Below are 19882 nucleotides of genomic sequence, written 5' to 3' on the forward strand. Positions count from 1 at the left end.
GCGGCCCGGCCGGGCCGCCTGGATGGATTGCCTCAACGGTGCGCGTTGAGCGAAATCACGTTGTGCATCGTATCGTCGGCCGTCGAGAGGAACTTCTTGATGTTCCGCGCAGCCTGGCGGATGCGATGCTCGTTCTCGACCAGCGCGAGGCGCACATAGTCGTCGCCCTGCTCGCCGAAGCCGATGCCGGGGGCAACCGCGACGCTCGCCTTCTCCACCAGGAGCTTGGAGAACTCCAGCGAGCCGAGATGGCGGAACTTCTCCGGGATCTTCGCCCAGGCGAACATGGTGGCGGCCGGCGGCGGAACCTCGAAACCGGCCTTGCCAAAGCTTTCCACCATCACGTCACGGCGGCGGCTGTAGACATTGCGCACTTCGGCGATATCGGAGCCGTCGCCGTTGAGCGCGTGGGTCGCGGCTACCTGGATCGGCGTGAAGGCGCCGTAATCGAGATAGGATTTCACCCGCGTCAATGCCGAGATCAGTCGCTCGTTGCCGACCGCAAAGCCCATGCGCCAACCGGGCATGGAAAAGGTCTTCGACATGGAGGTGAATTCCACAGCGACATCGATTGCCCCCGGCACCTGCAGCACGGAGGGCGGCGGCTCGCCGTTGAAGTAGATTTCCGAATAGGCAAGGTCCGAGAGCACGAGAATGTCATGCTTCCTGGCGAAGCTCACCACTTCCTTGTAGAAATCCAGCGTCGCGACATGCGCCGTCGGGTTGGACGGATAATTGAGGATCAGCGCAAGCGGCTTCGGGATCGAATGACGCACCGCCCGCTCCAGCGGCGGAAAGAAGCTGTCATCCGGCTCGACAGAGATCGAACGGATCACGCCGCCCGCCATCAGAAAGCCGAAAGCATGGATCGGATAGGTAGGGTTCGGGCACAGAATGACGTCGCCCGGCGCAGTGATCGCCTGCGCCATGTTGGCGAAGCCTTCCTTCGAGCCGAGGGTCGCGACCACCTGGGTCTCGGGATTGAGCTTCACGCCGAAGCGGCGGGCGTAATAGGCAGCCTGGGCACGACGCAGGCCCGGAATTCCCTTCGAGGAGGAATAGCGGTGCGTGCGCGGGTCCTGGACCACCTCGCAAAGCTTTTCGACGATAGCCTTGGGCGTCGGAAGATCGGGGTTGCCCATGCCGAGATCGATAATGTCGGCGCCACCCGCTCGCGCGCTCGCCTTCAAACGATTGACCTGTTCGAAAACGTAGGGCGGCAGACGCCGGACTTTATGAAACTCTTCCATGTTATTCCCCGGGAAGGATGACAAAACCCCAATTAGTCGCTCATCTTGGCACATCTTGGGCAGTTTTGCTTTGAGAGCAATTCACCCAAAACGCAAGCGCTAATTCTCGATCTGGGCCTGGGCGGTGCTTCCGTGTTCGGCGGCGAGCTTTCTGAGCTCGGCCACCTGGCGCTGATACTCGCCTTCCGAGATCGCGCCGGAGCGTCGCGCTCGGCCGAGCGCGGCAAGACGGCCTTCGCTGGTAGAGGCGTCGTCGTCGGCAATTTGCGTGTTGGCCGCGGTAAGCTGCTTGTCGAAGGTCGGATAGGCGCCGGTCTTGCGCAGAGTCACCGGACCAGGCGCAGGTCCGCTCGCGGGTGCCACGACCGTCGCCGTCGGCGCGGTATTCGGGATTCCGTCATCGAGCGCAAAGCTTTTGCTGTTGCAGCCGGTCAGCGCGACAGGCATCAGCAGCCCGAGACCGATGAAAAAGGAAAATCTCCCGATCCGGTGCCTCAGTTTTTCCATTTCCGTTGTCCAGTTGTCATGCCTCGAGCACGCTTCGCCCGAAGGTGTCGATTTCTGGCACTTGTATTCGTTTTCGGGCACAATGTACAAACGAAAACAACAACAAGCTGGACAGGATTTCCTGAGGAGGCTGCGAGTGGCGCAAAAGACCGGGGAAACGGGGCAATCGGGACAGGATTTCCCGGGCTTCGACCCTAAAACGGTCGAGGCCTACATGGTCAAGGACCCGCACGCCTTGGCCATGAATCTCGCCCGCGCGCTCGAAAATCTCGGCAAGGCCGCTTCCGAATGGCTCCGCCCGCGCGAAAGCGGCGAAGTCTCTGATTCCATCGCCGATCCGGTCACCGACCTCGTGAAGACCATGTCCAGCGTGGCCGAATACTGGATGTCCGATCCCAAGCGGACGCTGGACGCGCAAACCATGCTGCTCTCCAGCTATATGGGCATCTGGATGCGCACGCTGGACCGGCTTTCCGGCCAGCCCGGAGAAGAGGAGCCCGAACCTCCGCAGAAGGACAAGCGCTTTGCCGACGAGGACTGGACGAAGAACCCCTTCTTCTCCTTCCTGAAACAGGCTTACCTCGTGACCTCCGACTGGGCGGACAGGCTCGTCACCGAAGCGGAAGGTCTCGACGATCATACCAGGCACAAGGCGGCCTTCTATGTGAAGCAGATCACCGCGGCGCTCTCGCCGGCCAATTTCGTGCTGACCAATCCGGAAGTCTACCGCGAAACGATCGCCACCAGCGGCGCCAATCTCGTCGAAGGCATGCGTAAGCTGGCGGAGGACATCGCAACAGGCGGCGGAGAGTTTCGGCTGCGTCAAACGGATCATTCCAGCTTTGCCGTTGGGCGCAATCTGGCCGTCACGCCCGGCAAGGTGATCGCCCGCAACGAGGTCTGCGAGATCCTGCAATACGAACCGAGCACGCAAACGGTTCTGAAGCGCCCGCTTCTCATTTGCCCGCCCTGGATCAACAAGTTCTACATCCTCGATCTCACGCCGCAGAAGAGCTTCATCAAGTGGTGCGTCGACCAGGGCCACACGGTTTTCGTGATCTCCTGGGTCAATCCCGACGAGCGCCATGCGAGCAAGGACTGGGAGTCCTACATTCGCGAGGGCATAGATTTCGCTCTCGAAACGATCGAGAAGGCGACGGACGAGAAGAATGTCAACGCGATCGGCTATTGCGTCGGCGGCACCTTGCTCGCCGCCGCGCTCGCCCTGCACGCGCAGGAGAAGAACAGCCGCATCGCATCCGTCACCTTCCTCACCGCGCAGGTGGATTTCACCCATGCGGGCGATCTGAAGGTCTTCCTCGACGAGGAGCAGCTCGCCGTCATCGAAAAGCAAATGGATGCGCTCGGCTATCTCGAAGGATCGCGCATGGCGGTTGCCTTCAACATGCTGCGCGCCTCCGAGCTGATATGGCCCTACGTGGTCAGCAACTATCTGAGGGGACAGGAGCCCCTGCCCTTCGACCTGCTCTACTGGAACTCCGACAGCACCCGCATGGCGGCCGCCAATCATGCCTACTACCTGCGCAACTGCTATCTCAGCAATAATCTGAGCAAGGGCGAGATGAAGCTCGCCGGCAGGACGATTTCACTGAAGGACATCAAGATACCGGTCTACAATCTGGCGACCCGCGACGACCATATCGCGCCTGCGAAGTCGGTCTTCACCGGCTCCTCGCTTTTCGGCGGACCGGTGGAATTCGTACTCGCCGGTTCCGGCCATATCGCAGGCGTCGTCAACCCGCCGGAAAAGCAGAAGTATCAGTATTGGACGGGCGGCACCTCGCGGGAACGGTATGAGGACTGGCTCGCCGGCGCGAGCGAGACCAAGGGGTCTTGGTGGCCCCATTGGCACGCCTGGGCCGAGGCCAGGGATGCCGACCGCGTGCCGGCGCGCAAACCTGGCGGCGATGCGCTCAAAGCGATTGCCGATGCACCCGGCACCTATGTGCTCGCCCGCGCTTGAATCCATCCATAATGCTGTTCGATCCGCCGCTCATCCCCGCCACTCTGCTGCAGCGCTACAAGCGCTTCCTGTTCGATGCCGTGCAGGAGGATGGCACGCCGTTCACCGGCTCATGCCCCAATACCGGCTCCATGCGCGGGCTCACCACTCCCGGCTCCCGGATATGGGTTTCGCAGCACGACAGCCCCACCCGCAAATATCGGCACATGTTCGAGATGATCGAAGCGGACGGCACGCTCGTCGGCATCAATACCGGGCTTCCGAACCGGCTTGCCGAGGAGGCGATCCGCGCCGGGCTGCTCCCAGGCCTCGCCGGCTATGAAACGATCCTGCGGGAGCAGCGATATGGCCGCAATTCGCGCATCGACTTCCTCCTGCTTGGCGACGGCCTCCCCAATGCCTATGTCGAGGTGAAGAACGTGCATTTCATGCGCGAGCCGGGCCTTGCTGAATTTCCGGACACCGCAACGAAGCGCGGCGCCAAGCATCTCGAGGAGCTGGGCGACATGGCGGAAGCCGGTCACCGGGCGGTGATGCTCTATCTCGTGCAGCGGCACGACTGCACACGCTTCAGGATCTGCGCCGACCTCGATCCGCTTTACGCCGCTGCCTTCCGTCGCGCGACGGCTCGCGGGGTTGAGGCCTATGCGCTGCGCTGCCGGGTAACGCCGCATGAAATTGCCGCGACCGGGCTGATCGCCATGGACGAACCGGCCCCGGCTGTTTTATGAACGAAGAGATTGCGGGAAATAAACATGGTCAGTTACATCGAGGCGGTCTCCGCCCCTCCAAAGAACACGGGTGCGATCCGCCTCTATAGCGCGGAAGATTTCGCGGGCATGCGCAAGGCCTGCCTCCTGACGGCGCGCTGCCTGGACGAGCTTGCGGCGATCGTCGAGCCGGGCGTCGCCACCAGCACGATCGACCGTTTCATCTTCGAATTCGGCATGGATCACGGCGCGCTTCCGGCGACGCTGAATTATCGCGGTTATACGAAATCCTCCTGCACCTCCATCAACCACGTCGTCTGTCACGGCATTCCGGACGACAAGCCGCTTCGCGAAGGTGATATCGTCAATATAGACGTCACCTATGTACTGGACGGCTGGCATGGGGATTCGAGCCGGATGTACCCCGTGGGAGGCGTAAAGCGCGCCGCCGAGCGTCTGCTGGAAGTCACCTACGAATGCCTTTTGCGCGGCATCGCGGCCGTCAGGCCGGGCGCCCGCACCGGGGCGATCGGCGAAGCCATCCAGACCTATGCCGAGGCAGAACGCTGCTCCGTGGTGCGCGATTTCTGCGGCCATGGCGTCGGCAGGCTCTTTCACGATTCGCCGAACATCCTGCATTACGGCCGTGCCGATGAAGGGCCGGAACTGAAGGAGGGCATGATCTTCACCATCGAGCCGATGATCAATCTCGGCAAGCCGCATGTGAAGGTCCTCTCCGACGGCTGGACGGCGGTCACCCGCGACCGCTCCCTTTCGGCGCAATACGAACATACCGTCGGCGTCACGGCGACCGGCTGCGAGATTTTCACGCTGTCGGCTGGCGGCTTGGACCGCCCCGGCTTGCCGCCGCTTCCGAGATAACCATGCCAGGTCGCCGCGACACCCCGCCAGAAGATGACAATGAGTTCGCCTTCGACGGGATGGCGGACGAACGGGGCTTCTTCTCGGAAAGTATTTCGAAATCCCGGCCGCTGAAGAAATCCCCGCCGGCCCCGACGGACGATGGAAAGCATGCGCATTACCACGGCCACCGCGAACGCCTGCGCAACCGGTACCGGGAGCATGGCGATACCGCGCTCGCCGACTATGAAATCCTCGAACTGCTACTCTTCCGGCTGATACCGAGGCGCGACACGAAACCGATAGCAAAGGCGCTGCTCGATCGCTTCGGCACGCTTGCCGGCGTATTCGGCGCGCCGACGACGCTGTTGCAGGAGGTCAACGGCGTCGGCGAAACCGTGGCATTGGACCTGAAGCTTATCGCAACCGCCGGCCACCGGATGTTGAAAAGCGAGCTGCGCGGCAAGCAGGTGCTTTCGTCATGGTCGGCGGTGATCGACTATTGCCATGCGGCCATGGCCTACGAGGCGCGCGAGCAGTTCCGCATCCGGTTCCTCGACAAGCGCAATGCACTCATCGCGGACGAGGTGCAGGGCCAGGGCACGGTCGACCACACGCCCGTCTATCCGCGGGAAGTCGTGCGTCGCGCTCTGGAGCTTTCCGCCACCGCCATCATCCTGGTCCACAACCATCCGAGCGGCGACCCGACCCCGTCGCGCGCCGATATCGAGATGACCAAGACGATCATCGATACCGCCAAGCCGCTCGGCATCACCGTCCATGACCACATCATCATCGGCAAGGACGGACATGCGAGCCTCAAGGGCCTCAGGCTGATCTAGCGAGAGCCGACGAACCGATGAAATAGGCGTCCCGATCGATGTCGTGGATGAGCTTCGGCTGCGCCGGCCGCCATCCGAGCCTTTCGCGCGTCCATGCGCTCGAGGTGGGAGCATCCATGCTCGCGAACAGCGTGAACCAACCGAAATGTCCGGTAGCCTCGTCGGCCGGCATGCTTAAGACCGGCAGATTCAGGCGGTGGCCGATCACGGTAGCGATCTCCTTGAACGGCACGCCTTCTTCCGCGATTGCGTGATACCGGGCGTCGGCGGAACCTCCCTCAAGCACGAGCCGGTAGAGGCGAGCAGCGTCGAGCCTATGCACCGCCGGCCATCGGTTGAGCCCTTCTCCGACATAGGCCGAGACGCCCTTCTCTCGCGCGAGATCGATCAGATATGGAACGAAACCATGATCGCCGTCGCCGTGCACCGAGGGCGCAAGGCGGACGACCGAGGCACGCACACCCTGTTCAGCCAAGGCTGCGGCAGCCGCTTCCGAAGCCCGCGGATATCGGTCGGAGACCGATGGAGCCCGATCCTCCTCGGTCGCGGCACGCCCGACCGCCAGATGGGCGACCCCGGAGGTCACGATCAGCGGGCGATCCGAGCCGGCAAGCTCGGCTCCCAGCGCTTCGATGGCACGGCGATCGATTTCGCAATTCTCCCTGAATTTCGAAAAATCATGGATGAAACCGGTATGGATCACGCCATCGGCCGCTTCCGCACCACTCCGGAGGCTGCCGGCATCCTCCAGCGAGCCCCGATGAACCTCGGCGCCTGCCGCGGCGAGCGATGCCGCGGAGGCATCGGAACGTGCAAGCCCAAGGACCTGATGGCCAGTATCGAGCAATTCCCGCACGACGGCAGAGCCGACGAAACCTGTTGCACCGGTAACGAAGACACGCATATGAAAAGCCCTCATTCTTGATAATGATGAGCTTCCACTACGGTCCGGGCTTATGCGTTAAAAGCCGTGACCTTATACCGGTATCGGGACTAACAGGCTCAACATGGCAAATCCTGACGACAATCCCCTCGGGACCTATCTCAAGGACCGCCGCGCCCGGCTCGATCCCGCCGATCTCGGCTTTCCCGCCACCCGCAGACGGACGCCCGGACTGAGACGGGAAGAGGTGGCTCAGCGCGCCAATGTCAGCGCGACATGGTACACTTGGCTCGAACAGGGACGCGGCGGCGCACCCTCAGCCGACGTACTCGACCGGCTTTCCAGGGCTTTGGCTCTGAACCCTGCCGAGCGGGAGCATCTCTTTCTGCTCGCACAGCATCGGCCGCCGGAGGTTCGATACCAGAGCTTCGAACCGATCACGCCTCAGCTTCAGCGCGTGCTGGATTCGATGGAATACAGCCCGGCCATTGTGCGAACCCCGCTATGGGATGTCGTCGCTTGGAACGAGGCGGCGGCAGCCGTGATGACCGATTACGCAGCGCTTCCGCCGGAAGAACGAAACGTCCTGAAACAGGTTTTCGGCAACCCCACGGTACGGGCGCACATGGTGAACTGGAAGCGCGATGCACGCGCCGCCGTCGCGGCATTTCGAACCGAGGCCACCCGCGCCAGCGCTCCGCAAGCAATTCAGGAACTGGTCGATGAACTCTGCCTATTGAGTCCGGAATTCGAGGCGATGTGGCGAGATTATGCCGTTCAGAATTTCGGCGAGGGCAAGAAACACTTCCGCCACGAGACGGCGGGTGATTTCATGCTCGAATATTCATCCTTCACGGTCGATGGCCGGCCGGATCTTGGCCTCGTCATCTTCAACCCGGCGACAGCCGCAGATGCGGAGCGGATCAGAATGCTGATCGAGAGCCGCAGAGCCGCCGTCCGTTAACTCCCCGCTTCGTCAGGCCACCTGCACAAGGTGGCCTTCGGAAACCTCGCGGTATTCCCGCTTCGGCGGTTGATAGTCCATCGAACGCACCGGGCTTTTCAGCTCTTCGTTGGAGATACCCCGGCGGATGCCGCGACGCGCGGGATCCGGCACCGGAACAGCCGCCATCAGCTTCTTCGTGTAAGGATGCTGCGGATTTTCGAACACCGCCGCGCGCGGGCCGATCTCGACGATCTCTCCGAGATACATCACCGCCACACGGTGGCTCACCCGCTCCACTACCGCCATGTCGTGGCTGATGAAGAGAAAAGCGAGGTTCAGGCTCTGCTGCAAGTCGAGCAACAGGTTGCACACCTGCGCCTTGATTGACACGTCGAGCGCCGAAACGCTTTCGTCAGCCACGATAACCTTGGGATCGAGCGAGAGCGCGCGGGCGATCGCGATACGCTGGCGCTGACCGCCAGAGAATTCATGCGGATACCGGCTCATCATCGCCGGCGAAAGGCCGACGCGCTCGAGCAGGTCGGCCGTCTTGTCGCGGGCTTGCTTGGGGCTCCCGAGTTTGTGCTTGATGAAGGGCTCGGAGATCGCCGCGCCCACGGTCATGCGTGGGTTGAGAGACGAGAACGGATCCTGGAAGATCATCTGCACGCTCTTGCGCAGATTGCGCAGACCCATCTGATCGAGAGCCCGCACATCGTAACCATCGAGGGAGACATCGCCGCTGGTCGGTTCGATCAGCCGCATGATGGAACGGCCGGTCGTGGACTTGCCGCAGCCGGATTCACCGACCAGCGACAAGGTCTCGCCCTGGAAGAGATCGAAGGAAATATCCTCGACCGCATGAACCGCACCGGTCTGGCGCGAAAAGAGGCCGGAGCGGATGGGGAAGCGGGTCACGAGGTTCTTCACCGCGAGAACCGGCGTCCGGCCGCTTTCAACGGTTGCCGCAACCTCGGCCGGCTCGGCCGCCTCACCCGTCTTGATGTCCACCACCGGGAAACGGGTCGGCCACTTGCGCTCCTTCATGGAGCCGAGCTTCGGCACCGCGGAGAGAAGTGCGCGCGTATAGGGATGCCTGCCACGCAGGAAGACCTCGTCGGTCGGCCCGGTCTCCACCTGCTCGCCGCGATACATCACGATCGTCCTGTCGGCGATCTCGGCCACCACGCCCATATCGTGGGTGATGAAGAGGACCGACATTCCCTCCTCTTCCTGCAGTACCTTGATGAGGTCGAGGATCTGTCCCTGAATGGTGACATCGAGCGCGGTGGTCGGCTCGTCAGCGATCAGGAGCTTGGGGCGGGAGGCGAGCGCCATGGCGATCATCACGCGTTGGCGCATGCCGCCGGAGAACTGATGCGGATAGTCGTCGAAGCGCGAGGCGGCATTCGGGATGCGCACCTTTTCGAGCAACCGTACCGTCTCAGCGCGCGCTTCCTGCTTGGAGAGCCCCTTGTGACGGATGAGCACCTCGGAAATCTGCCGTCCGATCGTGAAGATCGGGTTCAGCGAGGTCATCGGCTCCTGGAAGATCATCGAGGCGTCGTTGCCGCGCACGCCGCGCATCTCCCTTTCGGAAAGCGCGAGGATGTCCTTGCCGGCAAGCAGGATCTTGCCCTCGATGCGGCTGGAGCCGGGCGCGAGGAGGCGCATGATCGAAAGCGAGGTGACGCTCTTGCCCGAACCGCTCTCGCCGACGATCGCCACGGTCTCGCCGGGACGAACGTCGAAGGACATGTCGCGCACCACGCTTTTCCATGCCCCATCAACGAGGAAGGAGGTGGTGAGGTTCTCGACGGAAAGGACGGGGGCTTCGCTCATACGGGCTTCCCTCATTGGGGTTTCCATGGAGTTGCGAAGGAGGCCGACGGGCGGCCTTCGGCCTCCCGCGCTGCTTCGAGTTCGGCGATCTTCTGGTCGATGACGCGACGGTCGATCATCCCGTGGGGGTTCTCGCGCGTCGGCATGGTTTCGGCCACGTGCACGTAACGTTCCTGCGCCACGGCATGGAGGCGGCGCAGTTCGGCAAGCGGATCGGCATGGTCGTCCGCGTTGATCCTGAGCCAGGGGTAGTCCTGGTCTCGACAGATGACGAGCACGGCGGACTGCCTGCCACGCTTGTCTCCTCCGGCAGCCTCGCCGGCGTCCATGGCGTCGAGCAAGCGTTCGGCCAAGGGCGCTCCGGCGGCAGCGCGCTCCTTGTAGACCCGCAACGTTTCGGCAATCACCTGCGGCCCGGCAAGCATGTTGCCGGCAACCGAAACGTTGTCGTCCAACAGGTGCCCGGCCCAGTCGATGCAGCTCTCGCCGGTAAAGGCGGCATTGCGGCCCTCGGCGTCGATCAGGTGGAGCTGGCGCTGGCGGTGGCCGCCGTCGCGCGCCGTGAGCGTCTCGATCACCTCGTCCGGCGATTTGCCCTCTTCCAGAAGCTTCAAGCCGTCGGTGCCGTAGAGCGGGCTCACGAAGGCCTGCGTGGCGATGGCGCCCACCCTGCCCTTGATGTGCGGCACCGCACAGCCGACCGCGAAGAACCGGCTTGCGACGGCAACGCCGAAATGGCCGCTCTCGGGATCGCGCGCGACGATCGACCAGGTCATGGCCTACCTCCCCACCGCATAGGCCTGCATGAGGCGCGGCGTGGCCGCGGCGCGCAGGAGGCCATCGGCATCGCGGCGCGCGGCCGTCAGGCGGCCGACGCTCCAGGGATCGGCGACGGTGACCTTGTGACCGCGCCGCCGCAGTTCATCGAGTGCCGCGGCGCCGATATTGCTTTCGACCATGATCTCGCCCGGCGAGCTGGTGCGCGGATAGAAGGAACCGGGGAAATGCGAGGTATGGAAGAGCGGCATGTCGATCGCCGCCTGCAGGTTCTTGCCATGATGCGCGTAACGCAGGAAGAACGGCAATTGCCACTGGTCCTGCTGATCGCCGCCGGGCGTCCCGAAGGCGAGCGTCGGGCGTCCCTGATGCAGCGCCAGCGACGGCGTCAGCGTCGTGCGCGGACGCTTGCCGGGCGCAAGCGAAGTGGGCAGGCCCGGCTTCAGCCAGAACATCTGCGCGCGGGAATTCAGCGCGAAGCCGAGGCCGGGAACGATGGGCGAGGATTGCAGCCAACCGCCCGATGGCGTGGTGGAAACCATATTGCCCCAGCGGTCGATCACATCAATATGGACCGTGTCGCCCTTCTTTTCGGAAAGATGCGCCATGGTCGGCTCGTAGACCGTGCCCTTGCCGCTCATCTCGGCGAGCATCGACATGGTGAGATCGAACTGATTGTCATAGCCCGGCACCCTGCCCGGCCGCAGTTCGAGCGATGCCTCCTTGCCGATCAGCTTGCGGCGCTCGTCGTTATAGCCGTCGGAGAGCAGGTATTCGGTCGGCACCTGCGCGAATTCCGGATCGCCGTAATAGACCTCGCGGTCTGCAAAGGCGAGCTTCATCGCTTCCACGACGGTATGCACGAAATCCGGTCCGGCCGGGTCCATGGCGGCGATATCGAAGCCCTTGAGCAGCGCCAGAGACTGCAGGAGTACAGGCCCCTGCCCCCAAGCCGGCGTCTTGGCGATCGTCCAGTCGTGATAATCAAAGGTCTGCGGCGCTTCGATCGTCGCGCGCCAGTTCGCCATGTCTTCGGCTGTCAGGACACCCTTGTGGCGGGCGCCGCTCGCATCCATCACCTCGGCGTCGCGCAGATAGGTGTCGACCGCCTCGGCCACGAAGCCGCGATAGAAGGCATCCCGCGCCGCCTCGACCTGATTTTCGCGGCCGCTCTTGGCTTCGGCTTCCGCGATGATGCGCTTCCAGGTTTCGGCGAGCACCGGGTTCCTGAAATTGGAATGCGGCTCCGGCACCACGCCACCCGGCACCCAGGTCTCGTAGGAGGTCGGCCACTCCTTCTCGAAGAATTCCGCCAGTCCCTTGATGGTGGCCGAGACGCGCGGCAGCATCGGATGCCCGTGCTCGGCATAATAGATAGCCGGCTCAAGAACCTCGCGCACGCTCATCGTGCCGTAGTCGCGCAGCATCAGCATCCAGCCGTCGAAGGCGCCGGGAATCACCGTGGCGAGCAGCCCGTCGCCTGGAATGAGCTTCAGCCCCTCGGCGGTGTAGTGCTCGATGGTCGCGCCGGCAGGCGCCGGTCCCTGCGCACAGATGACCTCCACCTTGTCCTTTTTCTTCGAATAGATCACTGCCGGCATACCGCCGCCCGGCCCCACGAGGTGCGGCTCGACGATCTGCAGCACGAGGCCGGTCGCAACCGCCGCATCGAAGGCATTGCCGCCCTTTTCGAGGATCGCCATGCCGACAGCCGAGGCGATCCAGTGGGTGGAGGTGACGACGCCGAAGGTGCCGAGGATTTCGGGTCTCGTGGTGAATTCAGTCATTCTATTCGTCCTTTATGAAACTCATGCCTCGCGCGGCCATCATGCTTCGCGGGGATCCAGCGCGTCGCGAAGGCCGTCGCCGAGCAGGTTGAAGCCGATGACGACAAGGAAGATCGCAGCACCCGGCCACATGGCCATCCAGGGCGCCTGGGTCAGGAAATTCTTGGCGACATTGAGCATTGAGCCCCAGCTCGGCGCGGGCGGCTGTTGGCCAAGCCCGAGGAAGGAGAGGCTTGCCTCGGCGATGATGGCGGTCGCGACCGTCAGCGTCGCCTGAACGATGATCGGTGCAAAGACGTTCGGAAGGATGTAGCGGGTCATGATATCGAAATGGCCAAGCCCGATGGCGCGGGCACCTTCCACATAATCCTCCGTCTTGACTGCCAGCACCTGGCCACGCGTCAGCCGCACGAAGATCGGCATGGCCGAGAGGCCGATCGCGATCATCGCGTTCATCAGGCTTGGGCCGAGGAAAGCCGCAAGCGCGATTGCGGTGATGAGAAAGGGCATGGCAAGCAGCGCCTCGGTGACGCGCGAGATCACCATGTCCACCCAACCGCCGAAATAGCCGGAGACGAGCCCGAAGGGCACGCCGATCACGACCGCGATCACGACGGACACGACGCCGGCGAGAAGCGAGGCCTGCGCGCCCCAGATCATCCGCGAGAGGATGTCGCGGCCGATATCGTCCGTGCCCAGCCAGTGGGTTGCCGACGGCGCCTTGCGGATGGCGGACCAGCTCGTCGCCAGCGGATCGGGGATCGGCAGGACGGGAGCAAGCACGGCGAGTGCGGTAAAGAAGAAGATGATGACGAGGCCAACGAGAGCGCTTCTGTTGGCCTTCATCTTGCGCCATGCACGGCTCGGCTCGCGGGCTGCCACAGGCGCGGTTTCTTGGATCGCAGTCATAGGGTCGCTCTCAGGCGCGGGTTGAGCAGCACGTAAAGCACGTCCGCCAAGAGATTCATGAGGATGAAGCCGACGGCCGTGCAGAGCACGACGCCCTGCACCACGGCATAATCACGGTTGAAGACGGCATCGACCGTCAGCTTGCCGAAGCCGGGAATGGTGAAGATCTGCTCGGTCAGCACCGCGCCGGCCAGAAGCTCGCCGAAGAGCAGCGCCGTGAGCGTCACCACCGGCAGCAACGCATTGCGGAAACTGTGGCTGAGGATCACCTCGCGCGGCGAAAGGCCCTTGGCGCGCGCCGTGCGGATATAGTCGGCGCTCAGCACGCCCAGCATGGCGGAGCGGGTATGGCGCATCACCTGCGCGGCAAGCGCGGTCGCCAGCACGAAAGCCGGCATGATCATCGTCTGGATGGAGCGCACCGGATCCACGAAGATAGATTCGTAACCGGATGCCGGCAGCCAGCCGAGGTTCACCGAGACCAGCAGGATGAGCATGATGCCGAGCCAGAAATTCGGCACAGAAAGCCCCGAAAGCGCGACGATATTGGCGATGTAATCCAGCACGGTGTTCTTCTTTACCGCTGCCAGGATGCCCATCGGAATGCCGATCATGAGCGAGATGATCATCGCCATCACGGCGAGCTGGATGGTCACCGGCAGCTTCTGCATCACCAGTTCCAGCACGGGCTGGTTGGTGCGCAGCGATATGCCGAAATCGCCGGTCACGATACCGCCGAGCCAATGGACGTATTGCACCGGCACGGGATCGTTCAGGTGGTATTTCTCACGCAGGAACTCGATCGTCGCCGGGTCGCGCTCCTCTCCCGCCATTGCGAGAATGGGATCGCCGGGCAGAAGCTTCTGCAGCGAGAAGACGAAGATGGAAATGATCAGCAGGGTCGGGATCGCGACCAGCAATCGCTTTCCGATATAGACAGGCATGGCGCGCCCTCATTTCTCGAGAGGAGCGCCGCGCGGACGATACCGTCCACGCGGCGGACAAGGGATTACCCGTCGAACTTCACACCCTGGAGGCGGATCATGCCGTCCGGCGAGGGAACGAAGCCCGTGACACCCTTCTTCGACGCCCATATCCAGGACTGGTGGCCGAGATAGATGATCGGCAGGTCCTCATTGAGGATGACGCCGGCCGCATCGTATTTTTCCTTGCGAACCGCATCATCGGTCGAGGCGCGCGCCTCGTTGAGGAGCTTGTCGACTTCCGCGTTGCAATACTTCGTGTCGTTGATGCCGCCACCGCAGGAAATGAACTGGTGGATGTTGCCATCGGGATCGATGCGTCCCGACCAGTCCGAGCGGCTGAGCTGATAATTGCCGCGCGTCTGCTCGTCGAGCAGCGTCGCGAATTCCGTCGATTTCAGGCTCACGTCGAAGCCGGCTTCGGCCACCATCGACTGGACGATCTGCATCATCTGGGCCGCGACCGGATTGTTCGGAACCTGCAGCTCGACCGGCACCCGCTCGAAACCGGCTTCCTGGATGAGGGCCTTGGCCTTTTCGACATCACGCGCCGGCACCGGAAGGTCCTTGTTGTACCATGGGCTTGTCGGAGGATAGGGCTGGTTGCCGGCAACCGCCGTGCCTTCATAGACGATCTGGTTCAGCGCATCGCGGTCGATCGCCAGCGAAAATGCCTGGCGCAGGCGCTTGTCCTTGCCGAACGGGTTATCGGCCCGCGCGCCGTTGGCGATATTCGTGTAAAGCGCCATGTAGCCGATGTTGACGACGGCCTGATAGTTCAGCTTCGCATCTTCCTTCACCGAAGCGGCATCGGTTGCCGCCAGCCGCTCGATCATGTCCAGATCGCCGGCGCGCAGATTGGCAAGACGCACGGTCGTGTCCGGGATAGGCAGATAGGTCACCTTGTCGATGAAGACATTGTCCTTGTTCCAGTAGTCCTGGAACTTCTCCAGCACGATGCGGTCCTGCTGGATGCGCTCGACGAATTTGAACGGTCCGGCGCAGACCGGATGATTGCCGAAATTGGCGCCGAGTTCCTCCGCCGCCTTCGGCGAGACGATCATGCCGGCACGGTCGGAAAGCTGGGCCAGCAGCGTCACGTCGGGCGCCTTCAGCGTGAACTTGACTTCATAGCCGCCGACCGCCTCGACCTTCTCGACCGAAGCCAGCTCGCTCTTGCGGCGCGATTCCGGCAGCTTCATATTCCGCTCGATGGTCGCGACCACGGCCTTGGCATCGAAATCCGTGCCGTCGTGGAACTTCACGCCTTCGCGGAGCTTCATGGTCAGCTCCTTGGCGTCGCTGGACCAGTTCCACTCCGTCGCGAGCTGCGGCACGATCTTCAGGTCCGGCGAGACATCGACCAGCTTGTCGCACATCGCCGTGTAGACGATGCGGCCGACAAAGGTTCGGGACTGGGCGGGATCGAGGACGTCCGGATCGTCCTGGAGGCCGATGCGTAGTTCGGCGGAAGCGGCCGGAAAGGCCAGGAAAGCGCCGGCCAGCAGCGCGGCTGTGAGCTTGAAAATGGGTTTCATCGATTATCCTCTGTTCTGTTCCCGTTTTTGTTCTTTGCCGTCTCTCCGGCGCTGCAGGGCTCTGGCCCCTGCCCTCAGCCGGTTTCGCTGAGGGGATTCAGTTCCTCATGCTCCATCGACGTGACGCGGATGAGCACTTCCTGCAGGCCGAGAAGGTGCTCGCGCATGGCCTCGCCAGCCCGCGCCGGATCGCGCGCGGCAATCGCCTCGACGATGCGCTCGTGCTGCACATGGATAACGTTCTGGTCCCGCCGGCTGCTGCGGGCGCGCTCGCGGATCACCTGCCATGCGTCGTCCTCGCGGACACGGTTGATGACATCGAAGACCGTCAGGAAAAGCTGGTTGCCGGCGCTCTGGGCGATCTGCCGGTGAAAGGCGCCGTCCCACAGCTCCTTGGCGTCCGCATCGTCGCTTTCGGTGATCTTGCGGCAAATCTCCCGCATTTTCTCCACATCGCGAGGTTTGGCCCGCAGTGCGGCGAGCTGCGCGAGTTGGGGCTCGACGCGCAGGCGCACCTCCATGATCTCCAGGAAATCGGTACCCGCAACGATCCGGCCGAGCTGGCCGTCCCAATCGCTGGGACGCTCTCCGACGAAGGTGCCGGCCCCCTGCCGGCGCCAGACCGATCCCTCCGCCTCCAACACTTCCAGCGCCCGCCGGACCGCGCGGCGACCGATGCCGAGCATTTCGGCCAAGGCTCGCTCGGTCGGCAGGCGGCCATCGCTGGTGAGTTCGCCCGCCTGGAGAAGCTCTCTCAGCTTGTCCAGGGCGTAAACCGAGTTGTTGGAAGCGCTCCCCTCTGCCACCTGCACCATCATTTGAACCAATTTCAGATTGGTTCAGTTGGATGGTATTTCAACGCCGACGTCAAGCCGATTTTTAAGCAAATTTCGCAATGCCTATAATTGCAGCAACTTCCTTTCGCAGAGATCGCAAAACATGCAATCAATTGGTTAGGATGACCTGCTATGGATTGACGCGAAACGCCTATTGCAGTGCAGTAGACGTTCGTATTCGAAGGCGGAGCTTTCCATGATCCATTACGATCTTATCGTCGTCGGCAGCGGACCGGCCGGACGCCGTGCCGCCATCCAGGCGGCTAAACTCGAAAAGAAGGTGCTCGTCATCGAGCAGGGCAAGCGCGTCGGCGGCGTTTCCGTCCACACCGGCACCATCCCCTCCAAGACGATTCGCGAGACGGCACTCAATCTGTCCGGCTGGCGGGAACGGGGCTTTTACGGCCGCTCCTATCGGGTGAAGCAGGAGATCAGCGCCGACGACCTGCGCCGCCGTCTGCTGATTACCCTCGACCACGAAGTGGAAGTTCTGGAACACCAGTTTGCCCGCAACCGCGTGCAGAGCATCCGCGGCCATGCGAGCTTCGTGACGCCGGATACCATGTTGATCGTCAAGGATGACGGCGAGGAACTGCACGTGCAGGGCACATCCATCCTGCTTGCGGTGGGCACCAAGCCCTACCGGCCCGACACCATTCCCTTCGATGGCAAGACCGTGGTCGACAGCGACGAGCTTCTCGACCTGGAGAACCTGCCCCGCTCGATCGTGGTGATCGGCGCCGGCGTCATCGGCATCGAATATGCCACCATATTCAGTGCGCTCGACATTGCCGTGACGGTGATCGATCCGAAACCGACGATCCTCGATTTCATCGACAAGGAAATCGTCGAGGATTTCATCTATCAGCTCCGCGACCGCAACATGAAGCTGCTGCTCGGCCAGAAGGCCGACAAGGTCGAGCGGCTCGATAGCGGCAAGGTCTCGGTAACGCTCGATAACGGCCGTCAGGTCGTAACCGACATGGTGCTTTTCGCCGCCGGACGCATGGGCGCGACCGACACGCTCAATCTCTCGGCTGCGGGCCTCGAGGCAGACAGCCGTGGGCGGCTGAAGGTCAACCCCGAGACCTTCCAGACGTCCGTCCCACATATCTTCGCGGCCGGCGACGTCGTCGGCTTCCCAAGCCTTGCCTCCACCTCCATGGAACAGGGCCGTATCGCCGCCCGGGTCGCCGTGGGCACGATCGCCATGGAGCCGCAGAAATACTTCCCCTACGGCATCTACGCCGTACCTGAAATCTCCACCTGCGGCCTGACTGAGGAGGAGGTGAAGGAGCGCGGCATCCGCTACGAAATCGGCATCGCCCGATTCCGCGAAACCTCGCGCGGCCACATCATGGGCCTCGATACCGGTCTCCTGAAGCTGATCTTCTCCATGAAGACGCGCCGCCTGCTCGGCGTCCACATCGTCGGCGAAGGCGCGACCGAACTGGTGCATATCGGCCAGGCCGTGCTGAATCTCAAAGGCACGGTCGAATACTTCGTCGAGAATACCTTCAACTATCCCACGCTCGCTGAGGCTTACAAGATCGCCGGCCTGGATGCCTGGAACCGCATGGGCGAACGGCCGAAGGAAGCCCCGGTCGCAACCGCTCAATCGCTCGATCCCGCCACATCGGATACGAAAAAAGCCGCCTCGAAGTGAAGCGGCTTTCAACGGATTGCCTATGAGCCCGCCTTTCGGCGGGCTTTTTGCTGGCGGCTCGCGCTCAGCTCAGCGTGCTAAGGCCGCTGCCCCAGGGGCCGTGATGCTTGTCGACGCCGTCGAGGCGGTCGAAGCCGTGGGCGCCGAAGAAGTCGCGCTGCGCCTGGATGAGGTTCGCAGTACCCCGGCCCCGGCGATAGGCATCGAAATAGGAAAGCGCCGAGGAAAGCGCCGGCACCGGCAGGCCGGAGAGCGCTGCATAGGAGACCACGCGGCGGAGCGCCCCATCCGTCTCCTTGACCATCTTGGAGAAGGCCGGCGTGACGATGAGGTTCGGCACATCCGGGTCCCTGGTGAAGGCCGAGGTGATCTCGTCCAGGAACTGCGAACGGATGATGCAGCCGGCGCGCCAGATCTTGGCGATCGTCGGCATCGGCAGGTTCCAGTTATATTCCTCAGATGCCGCGGCCATCACCGCGAACCCTTGCGCATAGGCGCCGATCTTGGCGGCGAGCAGCGCATTTTCGAGATCGGCCAGGAACACCATTCCATCCTTCGGCCTCTCGACCGGCTTCGGCAGGCCGAAGAGCTTTTCCGCAGCCAGGCGCTCGGTCCTCTGCGAGGAGAGGATGCGTCCGGTGACGGCGGCTTCGATGGCGGTGGCAGCGACACCCATGTTCTGAGCCTCGATGACCGACCACTTGCCGGTGCCCTTCTGCCCCGCGGCATCGACGATCACGTCCACCATCGGCTTGCCTGAAATCGGATCGGTAGCCTTCAAGACCTTCTCAGTGATCTCGATCAGGTAGGAATTGAGCCTGCCCGTATTCCACTTGCCGAAGACATCACCGATCTCGGCCGCGCTCATGCCGAGCCCGTCGCGCAGGATGCCGTAGATTTCGGCGATCATCTGCATGTCGGCATATTCGATGCCGTTGTGGATGGTCTTGACGAAGTGGCCGGCGCCGTTTTCGCCGAGCCAGGCGACGCAAGGCTCGTTGTTGAACTTGGCGGAAATCGAGGTCAGCACGCTCTCGACACGCTTCCAGCTCTCTTCCGTGCCGCCGACCATGATCGACGGGCCGTGGCGGGCCCCTTCCTCGCCGCCGGAAACGCCCATGCCGATGAAGGTCAGGCCTGAATCCTTGAGATTGTCGAAACGGCGCATCGTGTCGCGGAAATTCGCGTTGCCGGCATCGATCATGATATCGCCGGCCGAAAGATGCGGCTTCAGGAGCTCCATCTGCTGGTCGACCGGATCGCCGGCCTTGATCATGATGATGATCGGACGCGGCGGGCGGATGGCGGCGACGAAATCTTCCAGCGTCTCGCAGGGAATGATCTTGCCCTGCAGATCCCCGGCCTCGGCGTAGAAATTGCGCGTCGCTTCGGGAGTTCGGTTGAAAACGGCGATTTTGTTGCCCTTTTCAGCGATGTTGAGCGCAAGGTTCGAGCCCATGACGCCAAGACCGATAAGGCCGATTTCTGCCTGTTCCACGGATGTGCCTCCTGTTAGAGATTGGGGGCTTTTTGGCACTCTAAACCGCAAACGGCAAGGCAC

At 62.8% G+C, this 19882-nt stretch carries 17 protein-coding genes; 6 read left to right on the forward strand and 11 right to left on the reverse strand.

Going from position 1 to position 19882, the window contains the following annotated elements:
* Positions 1–32: 32 nt before the first annotated feature.
* Positions 33–1250: an LL-diaminopimelate aminotransferase gene (locus YH62_RS25770; RefSeq protein ID WP_046797171.1), complete on the reverse strand. Its 1218-nt coding sequence runs from the start codon at positions 1248–1250 to the stop codon at positions 33–35.
* 99 nt (positions 1251–1349) lie between these two features.
* Positions 1350–1757 carry a hypothetical protein gene (locus YH62_RS25775; protein WP_046797172.1) on the reverse strand — a complete coding sequence of 136 codons (408 nt, stop codon included), beginning with the start codon at positions 1755–1757 and terminating at the stop codon, positions 1350–1352.
* A gap of 136 nt (positions 1758–1893) precedes the next feature.
* On the opposite strand from YH62_RS25775, the gene phaC reads away from it, so the two are divergent.
* Genes phaC through radC form a run of 4 tightly spaced genes read left to right on the forward strand, consistent with a single transcriptional unit; the run spans position 1894 to position 6154 of the window.
* The gene (gene phaC / locus YH62_RS25780; protein WP_046797173.1) at positions 1894–3741 is read left to right on the forward strand and encodes a class I poly(R)-hydroxyalkanoic acid synthase; all 1848 of its coding nucleotides are present in this window, start codon (positions 1894–1896) and stop codon (positions 3739–3741) included.
* Between the two features lie 11 nt (positions 3742–3752).
* A complete protein-coding gene (gene sfsA, locus YH62_RS25785; RefSeq protein ID WP_046797174.1) occupies positions 3753–4472 on the forward strand; it encodes a DNA/RNA nuclease SfsA in 720 nt (239 codons plus the stop codon).
* Between the two features lie 24 nt (positions 4473–4496).
* Positions 4497–5333 (forward strand): type I methionyl aminopeptidase, encoded by an 837-nt coding sequence (gene map, locus YH62_RS25790; protein WP_046797175.1) that lies wholly within the window; start codon positions 4497–4499, stop codon positions 5331–5333.
* 2 nt (positions 5334–5335) lie between these two features.
* A complete protein-coding gene (gene radC / locus YH62_RS25795) occupies positions 5336–6154 on the forward strand; it encodes a DNA repair protein RadC (protein WP_046797176.1) in 819 nt (272 codons plus the stop codon).
* Here the strand turns inward: radC and YH62_RS25800 are convergent.
* Complete coding sequence (locus tag YH62_RS25800; protein ID WP_046797177.1) at positions 6141–7058, reverse strand: SDR family oxidoreductase; 918 nt, start codon at positions 7056–7058, stop codon at positions 6141–6143. The two genes, radC and YH62_RS25800, sit on opposite strands and share 14 nt — an antisense overlap.
* A 103-nt stretch (positions 7059–7161) precedes the next feature.
* Between YH62_RS25800 and YH62_RS25805 the strand changes: the two genes are divergently transcribed.
* A complete protein-coding gene (locus tag YH62_RS25805) occupies positions 7162–8001 on the forward strand; it encodes a helix-turn-helix transcriptional regulator (RefSeq protein ID WP_046797178.1) in 840 nt (279 codons plus the stop codon).
* A gap of 12 nt (positions 8002–8013) precedes the next feature.
* On the opposite strand, the gene YH62_RS25810 is transcribed toward YH62_RS25805, so the two are convergent.
* The 7 genes from YH62_RS25810 to YH62_RS25840 all read right to left on the reverse strand — a co-directional run bounded on the left by YH62_RS25810 (position 8014) and on the right by YH62_RS25840 (position 16634).
* The gene (locus YH62_RS25810) at positions 8014–9825 is read right to left on the reverse strand and encodes an ABC transporter ATP-binding protein (protein ID WP_046797249.1); all 1812 of its coding nucleotides are present in this window, start codon (positions 9823–9825) and stop codon (positions 8014–8016) included.
* 11 nt (positions 9826–9836) lie between these two features.
* Entirely contained in the window at positions 9837–10601 is a 765-nt protein-coding gene (locus tag YH62_RS25815) for a DUF1028 domain-containing protein (protein ID WP_046797179.1), read from the reverse strand.
* 3 nt (positions 10602–10604) lie between these two features.
* The gene (locus YH62_RS25820; RefSeq protein WP_046797180.1) at positions 10605–12389 is read right to left on the reverse strand and encodes a gamma-glutamyltransferase family protein; all 1785 of its coding nucleotides are present in this window, start codon (positions 12387–12389) and stop codon (positions 10605–10607) included.
* 39 nt (positions 12390–12428) lie between these two features.
* Positions 12429–13298 (reverse strand): ABC transporter permease, encoded by an 870-nt coding sequence (locus YH62_RS25825; RefSeq protein WP_046797181.1) that lies wholly within the window; start codon positions 13296–13298, stop codon positions 12429–12431.
* On the reverse strand, positions 13295–14242 hold the full coding sequence (locus tag YH62_RS25830; RefSeq protein ID WP_046797182.1) for an ABC transporter permease: 948 nt from the start codon (positions 14240–14242) through the stop codon (positions 13295–13297). Before YH62_RS25830 ends, YH62_RS25825 begins: the two co-directional genes overlap by 4 nt.
* 65 nt (positions 14243–14307) lie before the next feature.
* On the reverse strand, positions 14308–15819 hold the full coding sequence (locus YH62_RS25835) for an ABC transporter substrate-binding protein (RefSeq protein ID WP_046797183.1): 1512 nt from the start codon (positions 15817–15819) through the stop codon (positions 14308–14310).
* Between the two features lie 74 nt (positions 15820–15893).
* Positions 15894–16634, reverse strand: coding sequence for a FadR/GntR family transcriptional regulator (locus YH62_RS25840; RefSeq protein WP_137326797.1), 741 nt, complete (start codon positions 16632–16634; stop codon positions 15894–15896).
* A 217-nt stretch (positions 16635–16851) separates the two neighbouring features.
* On the opposite strand from YH62_RS25840, the gene sthA reads away from it, so the two are divergent.
* Positions 16852–18321, forward strand: a complete 1470-nt coding sequence (gene sthA, locus YH62_RS25845) for a Si-specific NAD(P)(+) transhydrogenase (protein WP_046797185.1) — start codon at positions 16852–16854, stop codon at positions 18319–18321.
* A 64-nt stretch (positions 18322–18385) separates the two neighbouring features.
* Here the strand turns inward: sthA and gndA are convergent, their stop codons facing one another.
* The gene (gndA, locus tag YH62_RS25850; protein WP_046797186.1) at positions 18386–19819 is read right to left on the reverse strand and encodes an NADP-dependent phosphogluconate dehydrogenase; all 1434 of its coding nucleotides are present in this window, start codon (positions 19817–19819) and stop codon (positions 18386–18388) included.
* Between the last annotated feature and the right edge of the window lie 63 nt (positions 19820–19882).

The sequence above is a fragment of the Rhizobium sp. LC145 genome, from assembly GCF_001005825.1.
In the GTDB taxonomy this organism is placed as follows: Bacteria; Pseudomonadota; Alphaproteobacteria; order Rhizobiales; family Rhizobiaceae; genus Neorhizobium.